The organism is Streptomyces sp. NPDC002265 (assembly GCF_040296125.1).
Taxonomy (GTDB): domain Bacteria; phylum Actinomycetota; class Actinomycetes; order Streptomycetales; family Streptomycetaceae; genus Streptomyces.
The window spans coordinates 1-17,091 of sequence record NZ_JBEOWS010000208.1 but is presented as its reverse complement, the minus strand read 5'-3'; the positions used below and the strand labels follow the sequence as shown (position 1 = coordinate 17,091).

At 72.6% G+C, this 17,091-nt stretch carries 16 protein-coding genes and 3 pseudogenes; 16 read left to right on the top strand and 3 right to left on the bottom strand.

Annotation, left to right across the window (positions count from 1 at the left end; all coding sequences use genetic code 11):
* Positions 1-278: 278 nt before the first annotated feature.
* Positions 279-1,469, bottom strand: coding sequence for a pyridoxal phosphate-dependent aminotransferase (locus tag ABT085_RS29810; protein WP_351614592.1), 1,191 nt, complete (start codon positions 1,467-1,469; stop codon positions 279-281).
* Positions 1,470-1,650: 181 nt separating this feature from the next.
* Here ABT085_RS29810 and ABT085_RS29805 point away from each other — a divergent pair, with 181 nt between their 5' ends.
* The 9 genes from ABT085_RS29805 to ABT085_RS29765 all read left to right on the top strand — a co-directional run bounded on the left by ABT085_RS29805 (position 1,651) and on the right by ABT085_RS29765 (position 11,014).
* Positions 1,651-2,511, top strand: coding sequence for a hypothetical protein (locus ABT085_RS29805; protein ID WP_351614589.1), 861 nt, complete (start codon positions 1,651-1,653; stop codon positions 2,509-2,511).
* Between the two features lie 189 nt (positions 2,512-2,700).
* Entirely contained in the window at positions 2,701-3,018 is a 318-nt protein-coding gene (locus tag ABT085_RS29800) for a hypothetical protein (RefSeq protein WP_351614587.1), read from the top strand.
* A gap of 366 nt (positions 3,019-3,384) precedes the next feature.
* Positions 3,385-3,930: a DUF2617 family protein gene (locus ABT085_RS29795; protein WP_351614584.1), complete on the top strand. Its 546-nt coding sequence runs from the start codon at positions 3,385-3,387 to the stop codon at positions 3,928-3,930.
* A gap of 89 nt (positions 3,931-4,019) precedes the next feature.
* On the top strand, positions 4,020-5,657 hold the full coding sequence (locus tag ABT085_RS29790; RefSeq protein ID WP_351614581.1) for a polyamine aminopropyltransferase: 1,638 nt from the start codon (positions 4,020-4,022) through the stop codon (positions 5,655-5,657).
* Between the two features lie 75 nt (positions 5,658-5,732).
* The gene (locus tag ABT085_RS29785; protein ID WP_351614578.1) at positions 5,733-6,812 is read left to right on the top strand and encodes an SRPBCC domain-containing protein; all 1,080 of its coding nucleotides are present in this window, start codon (positions 5,733-5,735) and stop codon (positions 6,810-6,812) included.
* Positions 6,813-6,857: 45 nt separating this feature from the next.
* A complete protein-coding gene (locus ABT085_RS29780; RefSeq protein ID WP_351614576.1) occupies positions 6,858-7,646 on the top strand; it encodes an aldose epimerase family protein in 789 nt (262 codons plus the stop codon).
* A 10-nt stretch (positions 7,647-7,656) separates the two neighbouring features.
* Positions 7,657-8,205 carry an orotate phosphoribosyltransferase gene (gene pyrE / locus ABT085_RS29775; protein WP_351614574.1) on the top strand — a complete coding sequence of 183 codons (549 nt, stop codon included), beginning with the start codon at positions 7,657-7,659 and terminating at the stop codon, positions 8,203-8,205.
* A 203-nt stretch (positions 8,206-8,408) separates the two neighbouring features.
* Positions 8,409-9,431, top strand: coding sequence for a class II fructose-bisphosphate aldolase (fbaA, locus tag ABT085_RS29770; RefSeq protein WP_351614571.1), 1,023 nt, complete (start codon positions 8,409-8,411; stop codon positions 9,429-9,431).
* Between the two features lie 71 nt (positions 9,432-9,502).
* Positions 9,503-11,014 carry an MFS transporter gene (locus ABT085_RS29765; RefSeq protein ID WP_351614568.1) on the top strand — a complete coding sequence of 504 codons (1,512 nt, stop codon included), beginning with the start codon at positions 9,503-9,505 and terminating at the stop codon, positions 11,012-11,014.
* A gap of 45 nt (positions 11,015-11,059) precedes the next feature.
* Here the strand turns inward: ABT085_RS29765 and ABT085_RS29760 are convergent, their stop codons facing one another.
* Entirely contained in the window at positions 11,060-11,593 is a 534-nt protein-coding gene (locus ABT085_RS29760; protein ID WP_351614566.1) for a hypothetical protein, read from the bottom strand.
* A gap of 126 nt (positions 11,594-11,719) precedes the next feature.
* On the opposite strand from ABT085_RS29760, the pseudogene ABT085_RS29755 reads away from it, so the two are divergent.
* A pseudogene (locus tag ABT085_RS29755) lies at positions 11,720-12,058 on the top strand (DUF3151 domain-containing protein); the annotation flags it as partial.
* An 18-nt stretch (positions 12,059-12,076) separates the two neighbouring features.
* On the opposite strand, the gene ABT085_RS29750 reads toward ABT085_RS29755, so the two are convergent.
* Positions 12,077-12,496: a DUF3151 domain-containing protein gene (locus ABT085_RS29750; RefSeq protein ID WP_351614560.1), complete on the bottom strand. Its 420-nt coding sequence runs from the start codon at positions 12,494-12,496 to the stop codon at positions 12,077-12,079.
* On the opposite strand from ABT085_RS29750, the pseudogene ABT085_RS29745 reads away from it, so the two are divergent.
* The 6 genes and pseudogenes from ABT085_RS29745 to kynU form a co-directional block, all read left to right on the top strand.
* Positions 12,495-13,142, top strand: a pseudogene (locus ABT085_RS29745) (recombinase family protein); the annotation flags it as partial. The gene ABT085_RS29750 and the pseudogene ABT085_RS29745 sit on opposite strands and share 2 nt — an antisense overlap.
* Positions 13,143-13,176: 34 nt before the next feature.
* Positions 13,177-13,296, top strand: a pseudogene (locus ABT085_RS46775) (DUF3631 domain-containing protein); the annotation flags it as partial.
* Positions 13,297-13,361: 65 nt separating this feature from the next.
* Positions 13,362-13,709 carry a GntR family transcriptional regulator gene (locus ABT085_RS29740; protein ID WP_351614595.1) on the top strand — a complete coding sequence of 116 codons (348 nt, stop codon included), beginning with the start codon at positions 13,362-13,364 and terminating at the stop codon, positions 13,707-13,709.
* On the top strand, positions 13,706-14,686 hold the full coding sequence (locus tag ABT085_RS29735) for a DUF1648 domain-containing protein (protein WP_351614558.1): 981 nt from the start codon (positions 13,706-13,708) through the stop codon (positions 14,684-14,686). The genes ABT085_RS29740 and ABT085_RS29735 overlap by 4 nt, the downstream gene beginning before the upstream one ends.
* A gap of 289 nt (positions 14,687-14,975) precedes the next feature.
* Complete coding sequence (locus ABT085_RS29730; protein ID WP_351614555.1) at positions 14,976-15,815, top strand: tryptophan 2,3-dioxygenase family protein; 840 nt, start codon at positions 14,976-14,978, stop codon at positions 15,813-15,815.
* A complete protein-coding gene (gene kynU / locus ABT085_RS29725) occupies positions 15,808-17,031 on the top strand; it encodes a kynureninase (protein ID WP_351614553.1) in 1,224 nt (407 codons plus the stop codon). The genes ABT085_RS29730 and kynU overlap by 8 nt, the downstream gene beginning before the upstream one ends.
* Positions 17,032-17,091: the final 60 nt, after the last annotated feature.

The window sequence follows — 17,091 nt, the reverse complement described above, 5'->3', positions numbered from 1 at the left end:
GGTGGGGGCTTGGGGGTGGGTGCCCCCCCCCCCCCCCCGGGGGCGCCTGCGTGACCGGGGGATCCCTACCCCCCCCCCGCCGGGACGCCCGCCACCCTTCCCGGCGGAGCGCTCCCAGGCGGACCGGTCCGCCGTCGGGGTGGATCGGGCCACCGCACGGGACGGCACCTCCCGGCCGACCCGCACGACCCCGGACCGGCAGGCCCGCATGACCTCGGACCGGCCGAGCCGCACGGCCTCGGACCGGCCGACCCGCATGACCTCGGACCGGCCGGGCGTCAGGCCGGCAGGGACTTCAGGCGCCGTACGGCCTCCTCCAGCACCTCGGTGCGCTTGCAGAACGCGAACCGGACGAAGGGGGCGCCGGCCTCGCGGTGGTCGTAGAAGACCGCGTTCGGGATGGCGACCACACCGGCCCGCTCCGGCAGGGCGCGGCAGAAGGCGAAGCCGTCGCTCTCGCCGAGCGGGCGGATGTCGGTGGTGATGAAGTAGGTGCCGGCGGTGCTGTAGACCTGGAAGCCCGCCTCCTTCAGGCCGGCCGCGAGGATGTCGCGCCTGACCCGCATGTCCTCGCGGAAGGACTCGAAGTAGGAGTCCGGGAGGGCGAGCGCCTCGGCGACCGCGTACTGGAACGGTCCGGCCGACACGTACGTCAGGAACTGCTTCGCCGAGCGCACCGCCGTGACCAGGGCGGGCGGAGCGGTGACCCAGCCGACCTTCCAGCCGGTGAAGGAGAAGGTCTTGCCGGCCGAGCCGATCGTGACCGTGCGCTCGCGCATCCCGGGGAAGGCGGCGAGCGGCAGGTGCTCGGCCCCGTCGAAGACGAGGTGCTCGTACACCTCGTCGGTGACCACCAGCAGGTCGCGCTCCACGGCCAGCTCCGCGACCGCCGTCAGCTCCTCGCGGGTGAGGACCGTGCCGGTCGGGTTGTGCGGGGTGTTGACCAGCAGCAGGCGGGTGCGGTCGGTGACCGCGGCGCGCAGTTCGTCGAGGTCCAGGCGGAACGCGCCGTCGTGCGGGCGCAGGGTGACCGGCACCCGGGTGCCGCCCGCCATCGCGATGCAGGCCGCGTAGGAGTCGTAGTAGGGCTCCAGGGCGATCACCTCGTCGCCCGGCTCCAGCAGGGCGAGCAGGGCCGCGGCGATGGCCTCCGTGGCGCCGGCCGTGACCAGGACCTCGGTGTCGGGGTCGTAGGACAGGCCGTAGCGGCGCTGCTGGTGCGCGGCGACGGCGGTGCGCAGCTCGGGGATGCCGGGGCCCGGCGGGTACTGGTTGCCGAGGCCGTCGCGCAGCGCGCGCACCGCGGCCTCCCTGATCTCCTCGGGTCCGTCCGTGTCGGGGAAGCCCTGGCCCAGGTTGATCGCCCCGGTCCGTACGGCCAGCGCCGACATCTCGGCGAAGATCGTCGTCCCGAACTCGGCGAGCCGGCGGTTGAGGAAGGGGCGTGCGCTGGAGGTCATGCCGGCCATCCTGCGCCGAAGCTCCGGGGTTGTTCAACCCACCTTCGCCGAGGGTCGCCTGTGTCGATGGGCGGCCGGCTGTCACATGTCTGTGACGCAAGATCGACGGCCCTGGCACGAGTGATCTTTAACGTTGTTCCCGCCGGTCGGAGAGGTCGGCACGGCCGAAGCAACGTCGCCAGGAGCAGCTATGCGCACTGCACTCCGCACCACCCTCGCCACCTTCGCCCTCGTCGGCACGACCGCCGCCTGCGTCGTCTCGGCCGGTGCCGCCGCCAGTGCCGCCACCCCGGTCGCGCCGTCGGCGGGCAGCGCCTGCGTCGCGGTCAAGACCATCCCCTCCGTCTTCGGCGGCATGACGGTACGGCTGGTCAACAGTGCGCACAGCGGTGCGTCCGCCAAGCTCCTGAACGACAGGGGCGGCGTCGTCGCGACCGTGGACCAGAGCAGGCCCACCGACCTGGCCGACGGCTTGAAGATCACCGGAGTGCTCGGCGCCAGGCCCGTCTTCGGGCAGCGCAGCGAGGGCGGACCGACCCCCTGGCGCAGCACCGCCTTCCCGGCGCTGTCCGCCGACTGCACCCTGAGCGGCAGGCTCGTGCGCACCCTGCGCCTCGACTCCCGTACGACCGTGCAGACGTTCAAGGTCTCCGTCGGCCACTACCAGGCCCGTCTCTTCCGGGACGGCAGGCTGGTGCGCTTCCTCGACGCCCACGGCCGCTCCGGCGCCGCCCTGTACGGCACCCGCACGCTGGTGCTGAACCCGGACGGCACGACCGTCACCTGGACCGGGTCCGAGACCGCGCCCGCACCCCGGCTCGGCCGCTACAAGCTGGCCAACGGCGCAACCGTGAAGCTCGTCAGGCACAACGGTGTCTACGGGGCGCAGCTGACCACCGGCCACGGCACGTTCCCCGTCGCGTGGGCCAAGGGCCGCCCGGTCGTCCTCCAGGACGACGTCACGCTGGTCGTCCTGAATGCCGACGGCACCCTCAGCGGCCACATCCTGGGCCGGTCCGTCCAGAAGGCCCCCGTCCACCTGGGCGCCTGACGGCCCCTGAGGTACGAACGGCCCCCGATCTGCACTCCGGTGCAGGTCAGGGGCCTTTTCTTCGGTCGGACCCTCAGAAGTTGCTCAACTCTGCTTTGGCCGCGCGGGCGGCCTGGCATCCCCAGTCCACGCAAGGAACGAGGCGCCCACGGGGGGCCGCTTCGGGGGAATCGGAAGGAGGGTGACGCCATGGCCTTGGGCATCATCCTGGTGGTCGCCGCGGTCCTGTTCGCGGGCGCCGTCGCGTCCTCGGCGCGCAGGAACGGCAAGGCGCGGGCGTACGGCGTCAGCCGTCGGCGCGGCGGCAGCGGTAGCGGCAGCGACAGCAGCTGGTGGGCCGGCGGGGGAGACAGCACCGGCTCGTCCACGGGCGGCCACTCCGGTGGTCATTCAGGCGGGCATTCGGGTGGTCACTCGTGCGGGGGCGGGTCGTCCTGCGGTGGTGGTCACTCGTGCGGGGGCGGGTCGTCCTGCGGCGGCGGGGGCGGATGCGGCGGAGGCAGCTGACACGGGGCAGCCGAGCTCCAGCAGGGGGAGCCGTATCCGGCGGACGGGGCCCGGACATTCGTTCGGGCCCCGTACCGCGCGGGTGTGCGCCGTGGGGCTCCGGCGCACGCCGTGGTTGAACAGTTGAGCTGTCGGGCCCTCTGAGGGATGGAAACCCCACGAAGTTGGGTAAAAACGCTGTGGCGGCAGCACAGTTCATGATTCCCTCTAAACCACCATCGCAGCCCCTCGGACGTCTTGCGCGGACACCCCTCCCGACTGGGCTGACCGGGCCGAATTCCCGCCGTCGACCGGAGTCGACCGGAGTCGACCGGGGTGCGCCGGACCAACACCCCCTTTTTCTTTGCGTGCTTGCGGAGCCGATCCATGCTCACGACCCTGAACACCTCCTACACCGACACGCGCGCGGCAGACCTCGCCTGGGCCCTGGGGCGCGAGCCGCTCCCCGCCCTGGCCACACTCGACCTCGAACTGGACGGCGCCAATCTCCAGTTGAGACTGCTCGGCGCGTCCCACCAGGTGCTGGTGGAGCAGGAGCAGGGCCGCTGTTCGGAGACGGTGGCCTGCATTCCCGGCAGCAGCACACCCCTGCCGCTCGGCGTCGCCAAGCGGGTCGACGACTGGGAGTACGAGTTCGCCGCGCGCGTCGAGGTCCTCTCGCCGGGCTCGTTCGCGGGCCGCGCGCAGGAACTGCTGGCCCTCGTCTGCGATCATCCGAACAGTCTCGCGGGCGTCTTCCCCGGCAGTCCGCACGCGTTCACGGCCATGCTCGCCCAGCGCCACGACGGCCATGTGCACTGGCGCACCTGGCACGCCTACCCGCAGGACGGCCAGCTGGTGGCGACCCGGACCCGGGTCGGGATGCGGGTCCCCGCGGGACGGTGCGGCCGGCTCAGCCGGTCCGGGGTCTGACCCCGGTAAACACAAGACACCCGAACAGCGGGTATTTCCACACGTGTGGGTGACGAAGCGTGCCGTGTTCGTCACGTAACGTCGCAGTCGTGATCGAGTCGCGCGCCCCCGCCCCGCCCGGCACCTCGCCGTCCTGGGGCGGCCACGCGCGGCTGCCGGTCCGGCCGGGCACCGGACGGTTCCTGGTCCTCGCGGGCGTCTTCGTCTGCGCCGCCTGCGGACTGGTGTACGAACTCGAACTCGTCGCCCTGGCCTCGTACTTGATCGGCGACTCGGTCACACAGGCCTCGGTCGTGCTGTCGGTCATGGTCTTCGCGATGGGCATCGGCTCCCTCGCCGCCAAACGGCTGCGCCGGCACGCGGCCGCCGGCTTCTGCGCGGTCGAGGCGGCGCTCGCCCTCGTCGGCGGCAGCAGCGCCATGGTCCTGTACGCGGTGTTCGCCTGGACCGGTGACTGGGGAGGCCTGTGGGTCGACGGCCCGCGCTGCCTGCTGGTCGTCTTCTCCCTCGTCATCGGCCTGCTGATCGGTGCCGAGGTGCCGCTGCTGATGGAGCTGATCCAGCGCATCCGCAGACAGGACGCGGGCGGCGCGGTGGCCGACCTGTTCGCGGCCGACTACGTCGGCGCCCTGGTCGGCGGCCTCGCCTTCCCCTTCCTGCTGCTGCCCGTCCTGGGCCAGCTGACCGGCGTCCTGTGCACCGGCACGGTGAACGTGCTGGCCGGCGGCGCCCTCGTCCTCGGGCTGTTCCGCCGGGACCTGAGCCGCCGCGCCCGCTGGCTGCTGCTGGTCGCCAACCTCGCCGTGCTCGGCGTCCTCGCCACGGCCGCCGTACTCGTCGGCGACTTCGAACAGGCGGCACGGCGCGCGGTGTACGGCGACGACGTACGGGTGGCGGTGCGGACCGAGGTGCAGGAGGTGGTGCTCACCGGCGGTGTCCACGGCCGTCCCGTCAGCCTCTTCCTCGACGGCCGGCTGCGGGCCGGCGGCCGCGGCGAGCGGCGCTATCACGAGGCCCTGGTCCACCCCGCGATGAACGGCCCGCACGCGCGCGTGCTCATCCTCGGCGGCGGCGACGGACTCGCCGCCCGCGAGGTGCTGCGCCACCTCGGGGTGCGCCGGGTCGACATCGTCGAACTCGACGCGGGCGTCGTGCGGTTGGCGCGCTCCGACCCGGCGCTGTCCGCGCTGAACGACCACGTGTACGGCGACCCGCGCGTGCACGTGACGACGGCCGACCCCTTCCGCTGGCTGCGCCGGGCCCCGCGCGGGGCGTACGACGTCGTCGTCTCGGATCTGCCGGACCCGGCCGTCACCGCCGGCACGAAGCTGTACTCGCTGGAGTTCTACGGGCTGACCCGGCGCGTCCTGGCGAGCGGCGGCCGGCTGGTGGTGCACGCCGGGCAGGTCGCGCGCCGTCGGCGCGACTTCTGGACGGTGGACTCCACCGTCCGGGCCGCGGGTCTGCGCACCGCCCCCTACCGCGTGACCGATCACGACGACGGCTCCGGGGCGGGCCCGGGCCGGTCCGCCCCCGCCACCCGCGCGCCACTCGACTGGGGCTTCGTCCTGGCGCGGGCCGACGTCCGTCCGGTCCTGGGCCTGGCCCGGGACGAGCGCCCGCCGCGCACCCTGACCCGGGCGGGGCTCGCGGCGGACGCGCGGGCCGCGGACCGGACCCGGATCCGGGGGCTGCCGGCCTCGACACTGGTCCATCCGCGCTACTGAACCGCCCCGGTACGCGCAGGTGTCTCCGGCCGAGAGGGAGGTATTCGGGGCGGCCCCTGGGTAGGCTCCGACGACATGGAGCATGAGGTTTTCGTTCCGGTTCCCGCCGAGCGGCTCAGGGCGACGCTGGCCGACCCCGCACGGGTCGCCCGCGCGGTCCCCGGGCTTCAGCAGGACGCGGGCGGCGAGCCCGGCAGCGGACGGCTGAAGGTCCGGGTCGGAAGCCACAGCATCACCTACCGGGGCTCCGTCCGGGTCACGGCGCGCGAGGACGGTGCGTACGCCGTCGAGGGCGAGGCGACCGAGGCACGCGGTCCGGGGGCGGTGACGTTCGCCCTGGTCCTGCGCGTGGCCGCTGCGGACGGCGGTGCCACTCTCGCCTTCGGCGGCACGGCCACGGCGGACGGCAGGGTCGCCGAGCTGCCCAGGACGGCGGTCGACGCGGCCGTGACCCGGCTGCTGAACCGTTTCGCGGAGGGGCTGGGTGCGGAGGAGGCGGACGCACCGGAGGCACCGGACGAGGCCGCCCGGGCGGGCGGCGCGCAGCCCGGCGCCGCGGCGCCGCAGCAGCCGGCCACCGGCCCGGCCGAGCCTGTCCGGCCGACGCACCCCGCGGAACCCGTAGAGGCCGTGGCGTCTGTGGAGCCGGAGGAGCCCGAGTCCGAGTCCGAGGAGGCTGTGGCGCTCGCGGAACCCGAGAAGTCCGCGGAGCCCGAGGCGTCCGAGGAGTCCGTAGAGGCCGTGGGGTCACCTGAGCCCGGGGCACCCGAGAAGTCCGCGGAAACCGAGGCGGCCGTAGCGCCCACAGAGCCCGCGGAGCCCGAAGAGGTCACGGCGCCCGAGGCGCCCGAGGAGCCGGAGGGGATCACGGCGCCCGAGGAGCCCGAAGAAGCCGTGGCGCCCCTGGAACCCGTGGAACCCGTGGCGCCCATGGACTCCATGGAGCCTCCCGCCGAGGCCGCGCACGCCCGGCGGACGATGATCGGGCGGAGTGCGGAGGAGGTGGACCACGCGCCGCCGCGCGGACGGTACGCACCCGTGCCCGCGCCGCAGACCATCGCGCCGAACCCCACCCTCCGCTGGGCCGCGCCCGCGGCGGCCCTGGTGGTGGCCTCCGCGATCGTGGTCGGCCGCGCCCTGCGCAAGCGACGCTGAGCGCCGGGCCGCCGGTCCTCTTGATCCGCCCAGTAGGGTCGTTCCGTGAGTAACGAAGACATCACGTTGACCGCGGGAGACGCGGAAGTCGTAGTACAGCCGGGCAACGGCGGCCGGATCGGCGGGCTCCGCATCGGCGGCGTCGAGCTGCTCCGGCAGGGGGAGCGTTTCGGCTGCTTCCCGATGGTCCCCTGGTGCGGGCGGATCCGCGACGGAGTGTTCCGGGACGGCGGCACCGTCCACCAGATGCCGCTCAACTCCCCGCCGCACGCCATCCACGGCACCGCCAGGGACGGCGCCTGGCGGGTGGCGCGCAAGGCGGCGGACGAGGCCGTCATCACGTACGACCTGGTCGAGCCCTGGCCCTTCACCGGCCGGGTCACCCAGGCGGTCGCGCTCGCCCCGGACGCCCTGACGCTCACCATGTCGGTGGAGACGTACGCGTCCTCCTTCCCGGCGCAGATCGGCTGGCATCCCTGGTTCCACCGCAACCTCGGCGGCCAGGACGTCCGGGTCGCCTTCGAACCGGCCTGGCAGGAGGAGCGCGGCGACGACCATCTGCCGACCGGGAACCGCGTCGAGCCCCGGCCGGGCCCCTGGGACGACTGCTTCGGCATGCCCGGCGGCGTCGACGTCACGCTCACCTGGCCGGAGCAGCTGGAGCTGAAGGTGACCAGCCCCGAGGAGTGGGTGGTCGTCTACGACGAACAGGAGGCCGCGGTGTGCGTCGAACCGCAGACCGGTCCGCCCAACGGGCTCAACACCCTCCCGCGCCTGGTCACACCGCTGGAGCCGCTGGAGGCCACCACCACCTGGAGCTGGCGGCGCCTCTAAGCTGGCAGACATGACGGACGTACGTGGCGAGCTGCTGACGCAGATCAAGGACAAGGCCGTGGTGCACGGCAAGGTGACTCTCTCCTCGGGACTGGAGGCCGACTACTACATCGACCTGCGCCGCATCACCCTCGACGGAGAGGCCGCCCCGCTGGTCGGCCAGGTGCTGCTGGACCTGACGGCGGACCTCGACTTCGACGCGGTCGGCGGCCTGACCATGGGCGCCGACCCGGTGGCCGCGGCCATGCTGCACGCGGCCGCCGCGCGCGGACGCAAGCTGGACGCCTTCGTCGTCCGCAAGGCCGCGAAGGCGCACGGTCTGCAACGGAGGGTCGAGGGACCGGAGATCGCCGGACGGCGCGTGCTGGTCGTCGAGGACACCTCCACCACCGGCGGCTCCCCGCTCACCGCGGTCGAGGCCGTGCGCGAGGCCGGTGCCGAGGTGGTCGCCGTGGCGACCATCGTCGACCGGGCGACCGGCGCGGCCGAGAAGATCGAGGCGGGCGCGGGCGTGCCCTACCGCTTCGCGTTCTCCAAGGACGAGCTGGGCCTGGACTGAGGTCCGGCCTTCCGTTCGGCCGTCGTACGGGAGTTGCCCCGCGGGGTGTTCGACGGCCGGACGGGAGTTGTCCACAGGGCGGGACGCGCTGCACCCAGCATCGGCCCAGGTCTGGAAAGATGTCGCCGACGACGACGTCACATCAAGGTCTAGGTCAGGGCCGTAAACGCAGAACCCCACCCGCACATACAAGGAGCGGACAGATGCCCATCGCAACCCCCGAGGTCTACAACGAGATGCTCGACCGGGCGAAGGCAGGCAAGTTCGCCTACCCGGCCATCAACGTCACCTCGAGCCAGACCCTGAACGCGGCTCTGCGCGGCTTCGCCGAGGCGGAGAGCGACGGCATCATCCAGATCTCGACCGGCGGTGCCGAGTTCCTCGGCGGCCAGTACAGCAAGGACATGGTCACCGGCGCGGTGGCCCTGGCCGAGTACGCGCACATCCTCGCCGAGAAGTACCCGGTCACGGTCGCGCTGCACACCGACCACTGCCCGAAGGACAAGCTCGACGGGTACGTGCGTCCGCTGATCGCCGTCTCCGAGGAGCGCGTCAAGGCCGGCCGTAACCCGCTGTTCCAGTCCCACATGTGGGACGGCTCGGCGGAGACCCTCTCCGACAACCTGGCCATCGCCCAGGAGCTGCTGGAGAAGGCCCGCGCCGCGAACATCATCCTCGAGGTCGAGATCACCCCGACCGGCGGCGAGGAGGACGGCGTCTCGCACGAGATCAACGACTCCCTCTACACCACCGTCGAGGACGCGATCCGCACGGTCGAGGCGCTGGGCCTGGGCGAGAAGGGCCGCTACCTGCTGGCCGCTTCGTTCGGCAACGTCCACGGTGTGTACAAGCCGGGCAACGTCGTCCTGCGCCCGGAGCTCCTCAAGGAGCTGAACGACGGCGTGGCCGCCAAGTTCGGCAAGGCGTCCCCGTTCGACTTCGTCTTCCACGGCGGTTCCGGCTCCTCCGAGGAGGAGATCGCCACCGCGCTGGAGAACGGCGTCGTGAAGATGAACATCGACACGGACACGCAGTACGCGTTCACCCGCCCCGTGGTCGACCACATGTTCCGCAACTACGACGGTGTGCTGAAGGTCGACGGCGAGGTCGGCTCCAAGTCCACCTACGACCCGCGCACCTGGGGCAAGCTGGCCGAGGCGTCGATGGCCAAGCGCGTCGTCGAGGCCACGCAGAACCTGCGCTCCGCGGGCACCCGGATCAAGTAGCCGGCGGCTGCGGCGACCCCCGGGTCGCCGGAGGGCTGGCCCGGGGACAGCCGTGGAGGGATGATCTCTCCATGGCTGTCCCCGCACAGCACGTCCCCGCCGTCAGGATCTCCAGCCCCACCGGCCGCTGGATCCTGCTCACCACCGTCCTCGGATCCAGCATGGCCCTGCTGGACTCGACCGTCGTCAACGTCGCGCTGCCCACCATCGGCCGCGATCTGAATGCCGACCTCGCAGCCCTCCAGTGGACCGTCAACGCGTACCTGGTGACGCTGGCCGGGCTGATCCTGCTCGGCGGCTCCCTCGGCGACCACTACGGCCGGCGCAAGGTCTTCGTCCTCGGTGTGGTCTGGTTCGCCACCGCGTCGCTGCTGTGCGGCCTCGCCCCGAACAGCGGCGTCCTCATCGCCGCCCGTGCCCTCCAGGGGATCGGCGGCGCCCTGCTGACCCCGGGCTCGCTCGCCCTGATCCAGGCGTCCTTCCACCCCGACGACCGGGGCCGGGCGGTCGGTCTGTGGTCCGGTTTCGGCGGCATCGGCGCGGCCGTCGGCCCGTTCCTGGGCGGCTGGCTGGTGGACGGGCCGGGCTGGCGCTGGGTGTTCCTCCTCAACGTCCCCCTGGCGCTGATCTGCGCCCCCGTCGCCGTACGCCATGTCCCCGAGTCCTCCGACGGCCGTGCGCACGGCCGCTTCGACGTGCCCGGCGCGGTGCTCGGCGCCCTCGCGCTCGCCCTGGTGACGTACGCCCTGGTCGAGGCGGTCAGCGGCTCCCTCGTCGTGGCGTTCAGCGCGGTCCTGGGCGTGCTCGCGGCGGTCGCCTTCGTCTACGTCGAGAAGCACAGCCCCGATCCGATGCTGCCGCTCGACATCTTCTCCTCCCGCCAGTTCACCGCCGTCAACCTGGTCACGCTGTGCGTGTACGCGGCCTTCGGCGGCTTCTTCTTCCTCTCCGCGCTCCAGCTCCAGGTCGTGGTGGGCTACTCGGCCCTCGGCGCCGGTACGGCGCTGCTGCCGACCACCGCCCTGATGCTGCTGCTGTCCGCCCGCTCGGGCGAGCTGGGCGAGCGGATCGGCCCGCGCATCCCGCTCACCGTCGGCCCGCTGCTGTGTGCCGCGGGGATGCTGCTGATGCTGCGCGTCGGACCGGGCGCCTCGTACGTCCCGGACGTGCTGCCCGCGCTGCTCGTGCTCGGTCTCGGCATGGTCGCGCTGGTCGCCCCGCTGACCGCGACCGTGCTCGCCTCCGTGGAGACCGCGCGGGCGGGCCTGGCCAGCGGGGTCAACAACGCGGCGGCCCGCGCGGCCGGGCTCGTCGCGGTGGCCGCGCTGCCGCTGCTGGCCGGGATGGGGCCGGAGGCCTACCGCTCGGCGGACGCCTTCGACGCCGCGTTCCGGCGGGCGATGCCGCTGTGTGCGGCGGTGCTGGTGGTCGGGGCGGCGATCGCGTTCGCGACCGTGCGCCGCCCGGCCCCGGACTGCCGCCGCCCCGAGTGCCGTACGCACGGCTGTGTGACCTCGCCGCCGGTGGAGCCCGGCCGCCCCCGGACAGGAACGACCGGTCCGGGCAAGGCGGGCAGGCCTTAGCGCTCCGGCAGAGTTCCGACCGCGGCAGCAGGGTCTGCCGCGGCGCTAGGGTCTGCGGCGCTGGTCCAGCCGGACGATGGCGCTGTCGGCGTTCTGCCGGTAGCCGAAGACGAGCAGGCTGCCCGGCTGCGCGGCCGCGCCGTCGAGCCGGGCGAGGAAGGCCTGGACGCCGACGGGCCGGTTCACGGCGGAGTCCTGGAACGGCGCGCCGACGCTGATCAGCGCGTTCTCGGCGAGCCGGATGCCGTGCTTCGGGCCGATCGTCCGCCAGACCGTGGTACCGGGTGTCCGGCAGGTCCAGCGCCCCTCCTGCACGGTCAGCCGGATCACGTCCTGGGCGATCGCGTGCCCGTACAGCCGGACGTCGACATGACCCCACTCCCCGGCACAGGCGGGTTCGGCCGAGCCAGGCCCCCCGGAGGCGGCGGGAGTGCCCGTGGCCGTGGCGGAGGGCGCGGCGGCCGGTCCGGCGGCGCCGGTGCCGTCCGGGCGGCAGGCGGCCGCCGCCAGCGTCGTGGCCGCGGCGAGTACGCCGAGCAGGGCGAGTCGGCGGGCGCGGGCAGCGTACGGCGTGGGCATCCGGTCCCCCGTTGAAGTGCGCGTGATCGACTGGCGGTCCGGCAGGAGTGTGCACCCGGAGGCACCCGTTCGGCAGAGCCGTACGCAACCGTTACCGATCAAGGACAATGCAGCGGGCTGGAGTCCATGACGATGCACGAGAACCTCCTCGGTGGTCCGTCCCCGACCCACCTCCCCGACGAGCCCGAGCCGCGCGAGCTGCTCGCCGCCGGCACCGCACCCGCCGACGTCGCCGCCAAGTACCCCACGTCCTCGCTGGCCTGGGCCCAGCTCGCGGACGACGCGTTCGAGCGCGACGCCGTCGTGGAGTCGTACGCCTACGCCCGTACGGGCTGCCACCGCGGTCTGGACGCCCTGCGCCGCAACGGCTGGAAGGGCCACGGGCCGGTCCCCTGGGAGAAGGGTGCTACATGTAATCGTTCTGCGTACTTGGCCGCCGTCGCTGTCCGAGTGACGGCAGCCCAGACATTTTGGGTGCGGTGACTACCGCTTCAGCTCGGTGTACGCCTCGGCGCTGCTGTCCTGCAGGAACTGCCAGCACCGCTCCGTCTCGTCCTTCTCGTTGATCTCGCCCGCGGCGCGAGCGAGGGCCGCGAGGCAGCGCAGGAACCCACGATTGGCCCGGTGGTCCCAAGGGATGGGGCCATGTCCCTTCCACCCGGCACGGCGCAGGGAGTCCAGACCGCGGTGATAGCCGGTGCGCGCGTAGGCGTATGACTCAACCACTCGCCCCGCCTCGAAGGCGTCGTCGGCGAGCATGGCCCAGGCGAGCGAGAACGTAGGGTGCTTCGCCGCGACCTCGGCCGGGGGCTGGGACTCCTTGCCCAGCAGGCGGTACGCCTCTTCGTTCTCCGGCAGGTACGTCGGCTCTGGGCCGCCGAGCAGGTTCTTGTGCGTCGTCATGCAAGCAGTCTGCCACTTGGGGATGGGCGTCCGGGACGCCTCCTCCGGGGCCATTCAGCTGGGCATCTACACCCGGATCAGCAAGGACGGCGAGGCCGAGGTGCTGGGCGTCGCACGGCAGGAGGAGGACTGCCGACTGCACTGCGCTGCCCGGGGGTGGGAGGTCGCCAAGGTCTTCGAGGACAACGGCCTCTCTGCGTACAAGCGCAAGACGGTACGCCCCGAGTTCCGGCAGATGCTGGAAGACCTGAAGGCTGGGCGGATCGACGGCGTCGTCGCCTGGGACATCGATCTGTCCACGGAGAACGGCCGGTTCATCGCGCGGATCAAGGTCACCATTGCCAACAAGTCTTCGGCGGACACCTCGCGGCGTACGAAGCGCAAGCATCTGGAACTGGCTGCGCAGGGCAAGCTCCCCGGCGGCCGGGCGCCGTACGGATGGAACCGCGAGGACCGACGGACGCTGGTGCCGGGCGAGGCCGAGAACCTCCGCAGGGCGGTGAAGGACTGCCTGGGCGGCATCCGCTGGGCGTCGATCGCGCGTGAGTGGCGGGACGAGGGGGTCAGGTCGCACAGCGGCAGCTTCTTCGACGACTCCAAGATCAAGCTGATGCTGATGAACCCGCGGATCTGCGGCTGCCGGATGCACCAGGGTGAACCGTTCCTGGAGGAGAGCGGTGCCCCGGGCGGTGGTCGGTCCGGCCAAGCGGTGCGGCAAGTCGCGGCTGCTCGATGTGGTGACCGAGACGGTGCATGCACCGCTGATCACGGTCAACGCCAGGCAAAGCGCGCGGTGGCGTTACCGCATCGTTCGTCTCAATCCGCGCCGCCACTTCAAGCAGTTGGTGCTATCTTCACTAGCACCATGCTGTTGAGACTGAACACCGCGGACAGTCGCCCCCTGCACGAGCAGGTGGCCGGCGCGATCCGGCGCGCCATCGCCGAGGGGGAGTGCGGGCCGGGAGACCGCCTTCCCCCGGCCCGGGATCTTTCCCAGGCCCTGGATGTGAACGTCAACACGGTTCTGCGGGGCCTTCGGACGCTGCGCGACGAAGGGGTGTTGGAGTTCCGGCGGGGCCGGGGCGTGACGGTGGCCGACGGGGCGGACCAGCGCTCCGTCCTGCTGCACCGCGTACGCGGCCTGGTGACCGACGCGGCGCACCTCGGCTACAGCAAGGACGACGTCATCGACATGATCAGGGGGATCTCGTGACCGAGCAGGGACGCAAGAGCGGAGCGGCGCGGGGCGCCGTTGGCTGGGGCGTCGGCGTCCTGGCCCTGTTGGTGGCAATGCCGTTGGCCGCGAGCGGCCGGCTCCCGGACCGACTGGCGACCCACTGGGACGCCGGCTCGGGCAGGCCCGACGACTCCATGCCGCTGTGGGCTGCGGCACTGTTCCCCGCGCTGATCTGGGGTGTGCTGGCGTTCGTCGTCGTGCTGACGCTGCGCCGGGCAGGGGCCGGTCGCCGCGTACCAGGGTGGGCGGCCGCGGGCCTCGGGTTCGGCGGTGTGACACTGCTCGGCGGGCAGGCATCGGTCGTACGGGCGAATCTGGACCGCGCGGACTGGCACGAGGCGGGATCGGTGACGAGCGGGGTCGTGGGCACGCTCGTTGTGGCGGCCGCAGCGGGTGCGGCCGGCCTGCTGGCCGCGCGCCGGGCGCAGGACGAACCCCGGCCCGCGGCGGACGGCCCGACCCTGGACATTCCCGCCGGGCAGCGGGTCGTATGGCTCGCCCGCACGGCGAACTCCTGGCTCCAGGCGCTCGCCGCCCTGACCGGGCTGCTCGCGGTCACCGTCGTCGTGTCGTCGCTCGCGGGTCTGACGGACGGTCCGTTCCTGCTGGCGGCCACGCCGTTCGCATTCGCGTCCCTTCTGGTCCTCGGGTGCTCCTCGGTGCGGGCGCGAGTCAGCGAGCGAGGTCTGGACGTCGCCTTCGGCCCCTTCGGCTGGCCGGCACGACGCTGGGCGGCCGAGGACATCGAGTCGGCACGCGTCGAGAACCGCACGCCCGCCCTGGTCGGCGGATGGGGCTACCGGCTGAGCGGGCTGGGAACCACCGTGATGCTGCGCGGTGGGGAGTGCCTGGTCATCCACCCTTCGAGGGGCAGGGAATTCGCCGTGAGTGTCGACGACGCCGAACGCGGAGCCGCCCTTCTGAACTCCTTGAGTGCCCGGCACGCAAGGTGAGGAACAGGTCTTGGCCGGTGATTCCCCCGCATCGGCCAGGACCCTGCCGCCAGACAGTCGATACGCCTCTATCGCCGGTGCGTCAGATAAATAAGAAAGCCGACAGTCGATGATGCGCCATGAATCACCGCGGGCGGTTTCCGCCTGCCAGGAGCAAGGCCCGTCCGTGACCGGGCGGGCCTTGCTCTTTTGAGGGACGATCGCGGAGGATGCCCGTTGGGGACCGGGGCCACCGTGTCGACAATGGCAGGGGCGGACCGCTACCCGGAGTACACAACAGGAGACAGCGATGTCCCACGAGGCTCGCCAGGCTCAAGAGCCGGAGACCCCGCATCTCGACTTCGCAGGCACGACGCCGTACGAGGACTACGTCAAGGCGGACGTGCTCACCCACCTCCAGCACACCCTCTCGGACGATCCCGGAGAGATGGTCTTCCTGGTCACGACCCAGGTCATGGAGCTGTGGTTCACCGTCGTCGTCCACGAGTGGGAGACCGCCGCGCAGGCCCTGCGCGAGGACCGGGTGCCGGTGGCGATCGACGCGCTGAAGCGGTCCGTACGCGAGCTGGAGGCGCTGAACGCCTCCTGGAAGCCGCTCGGACAGCTCACCCCGGCCCAGTTCAACTCCTACCGCGCGGCCCTCGGCGAGGGCTCCGGCTTCCAGTCGGCGATGTACCGGCGGATGGAGTTCCTGCTTGGGGAGAAGTCCGCGTCGATGCTGGTCCCGCACCGCGGCGCACCGCGCGTCCACGCCGAGCTCGAGAAGGCGCTCCAGGAGCCGAGCCTGTACGACGAGGTGCTGCGCCTCCTCGCCCGGCGCGGGCACGCCGTCCCGGCCGCCGTCCTGGAGCGGGACGTCACCCTGCGCTACGAGCCGTCCCCGGAGGTCGAGGCGGTCTGGACGGCCGTCTACTCGGGCGACGCCGGCGACGAGGTCGCCCGGCTGGGCGAGGCGCTCACGGACGTCGCCGAACTGGTGTGGCGCTGGCGCAACGACCACCTCGTGGCCACCCGGCGCGCGATGGGCGCCAAGGCAGGCACCGGCGGCTCGGCCGGCGTGGCCTGGCTGGAGAAGCGCGCCCGCAAGAACGTTTTCCCCGAGCTGTGGACGGCGAGGTCCCATGTCTGAGACGACCGGTCCCACCGAGTACGAGGCACGTGCGCAGAAGCTGGACGCCGTCGACGAACTGGGCGCCAAGCGCGCCGAGTTCGTACTCGACGAGACCGTCTACCTGGACGGCAACTCGCTGGGCGCGCTGTCCGTGGCCGTCCCCGGCCGGGTGGCGGACGTCGTCGGCCGCCAGTGGGGCGAGCTGCGCATCCGCTCCTGGACCGAGGGCGGCTGGTGGACCGCGCCCGAGCGGATCGGTGACCTGATCGCTCCGCTCGTGGGCGCCGCACCCGGGCAGATCGTGGTCGGCGACTCCACCAGCGTCAACGTCTTCAAGGCCCTGGTGGCGGCGGTGCGGATGGCGGGGGAGGGGCGGGACGAGATCATCGTGGACGCCGGCACCTTCCCGTCGGACGGCTACATCGCCGAGTCGGCGGCCCGGATGACCGGCTGCACCCTGCGCCCGGTGGACCCGGCCGAGGTGCCGGGCGCGCTGTCCGGCCGTACCGCCGCGGTGCTCCTCAACCACGTCGACTACCGCACGGGCCGGCTGCACGACCTGCCCGGCCTCACCGCCGCGGCGCACGCGGCGGGCGCGCTCGCCGTCTGGGACCTGTGCCACAGCGCGGGCGCGCTGCCGGTCGGCCTGGACGAGCACGGCGTGGACCTCGCGGTCGGCTGCACCTACAAGTACCTCAACGGCGGCCCGGGATCACCGGCGTACCTCTATGTGCGCCACGACCTCCAGGACCGTTTCGACTCCCCGCTGCCCGGCTGGAACTCGCACGCCGAGCCCTTCGGCATGCGCAGCGCCTACGAGCCCGCCGCGGGCGCGGTACGGGGCCGGGTGGGCACCCCGGACATCCTGTCGATGCTCGCGCTGGAGGCGGCCCTGGAGGTCTGGGACGGGGTCACCGCCGAGGCGGTGCGCGCCAAGTCCCTGGCCCTGACGGACTTCTTCCTGGAGTGCGTCGAGGCCTATGTGCCCGAGGGGCGCGTGCGGTCGCTGACCCCCGTGGCCCACGAGGAGCGGGGCAGCCAGGTGGCGCTGCGCTGTTCCGACGCGGGTGAGGTCATGAAGCGCCTGATCGAGCGCGGGGTCGTCGGCGACTTCCGGCATCCGGACGTGCTGCGGTTCGGCTTCACGCCCCTGTACGTCGGCTTCGCGGACGCGGAGCGGGCGGCACGCGTGCTGGCCGAGGTGCTGGCCGAGGTGCCGACCGGGAGGCCCTAGGGCCGCGGCAGGAGTGCCGGGGCACTGAACGGTCGTACGGCGCCGCGCCCGGGGTCTTGC